This window comes from Collinsella sp. AM09-41, from assembly GCF_003473245.1.
In the GTDB taxonomy this organism is placed as follows: Bacteria; Actinomycetota; Coriobacteriia; order Coriobacteriales; family Coriobacteriaceae; genus Collinsella.
In genome coordinates, this window is sequence record NZ_QRMJ01000025.1 from 1 (window position 1) to 1,267 (window position 1,267).

1 protein-coding gene is annotated in these 1,267 nt (G+C 65.4%); it reads right to left on the minus strand.

Annotated features, from left to right (window positions below; translation table 11 throughout):
* Position 1 precedes the first annotated feature (1 nt).
* Positions 2-1,243 (minus strand): arginine deiminase, encoded by a 1,242-nt coding sequence (gene arcA, locus DW112_RS09840; RefSeq protein ID WP_099431519.1) that lies wholly within the window; start codon positions 1,241-1,243, stop codon positions 2-4.
* Between the last annotated feature and the right edge of the window lie 24 nt (positions 1,244-1,267).

Here is a 1,267-nt window from a genome sequence, read left to right on the forward strand (position 1 = left end):
CTTAGAGGTCCTCGCGCCAGAAGGGCATGCTCATGCAGCGCGGGCCGCCGCGGCCGCGGGAGAGCTCGGCGGAGGGCACGACGAGAAGGTCCAGGCCCTCCTTGTACAGCACGTCGTTGGTGACGGTGTTGCGGGCGTAGACGCAGATCTTGCCGGGCTCGACGCACAGGGTGTTGGAGCCGTCGTTCCACTGCTCGCGGGAGGCCGCGATCGGGTCGCCGCCGCCGCAGGGGATCAGCTTGACCTGGTCGACGCCGGTGGCGTCCTCCAGGACGTGCTCGAGGGTGTCCTCGATCAGGCGGATGTTCACGTCGCCCGGGTTCTTGCCGGCGGTCAGCTCGTAGACGCGCAGGGTGCCCATGATGGCGGGGTGGATCGTGAACTTATCGACGTCGATCTGGGTGAAGACCGTGTCGAGGTGCATGAAGGCGCGGGAGACCGGGATGTCGAAGGCCAGGATGCGCTCGACCTTGGAGTCGGAGTTCCAGAAGATGTTCTGGGCCATGACGTCGATCGCGGCGGCCTGGGTGCGCTGGGAGATGCCGACGGCGAGGGTCTTCTCGTTGATGTTCAGCACGTCGCCGCCCTCGGTGTGGAACTGGCAGTCGCGGCGGAAGTACAGGGAGACGTCCTTGTAGTCGGGGTGGTACTTGAAGACGTACTTGCCGTACAGGGTCTCGCGGTTGCGGGTGACCGAGTACATGCGGTTGAGGTTGACGCCCTCGCCGACGACCGCGAACGGGTCGCGGGTGAAGTAGAGGTTGGGCATCGGGTCGATGATCAGGTCGGACTCGGACTCGGAGTTGACCAGGGAGTCGAGGGTCGTGGACGCCGTGAGGGGCATGTCGATCTCGGCCTTGGTCATGCCGGCCATGGTCTTCTTGACGAACTCGAGGTTGTCCTCGATGGAGTCCAGCTTCTCGCGGACGATCTGCGGCATGTGCTGGCCGCGGATGCCTGCCTCGGCGATGTACTGGTCGGTGAACTCGGCGCGGGCGCCGGGGACCTGGTCGAACACCTCTGCGACGAGGTTCTCGAGGTAGAGCACCTCCACGCCCTGGTCCCTCAGGATCTGGGCGAAGGTGTCGTGCTCCTGCTGCGCGACCTCCAGGAACGGGACGTCGTCGAACAGGAGTCGCTCGAGCTCGTCGGGCGGCAGGTTGAGGAGCTCGTCGCCGGGACGGTGCAGGCAGACCTTCCTGAGCTTGCCGATCTCGGAAGGCACGTGCAGACCTTTCGTCATGGCCTCCTACCTTTCTTTCGGGCC

What these genes read in the sequence shown, in the direction of transcription:
- arcA (WP_099431519.1), bottom strand. Translation starts at nt 1,243, where the DNA reads ATGACGAAAGGTCTGCACGTGCCTTCCGAGATCGGCAAGCTCAGGAAG.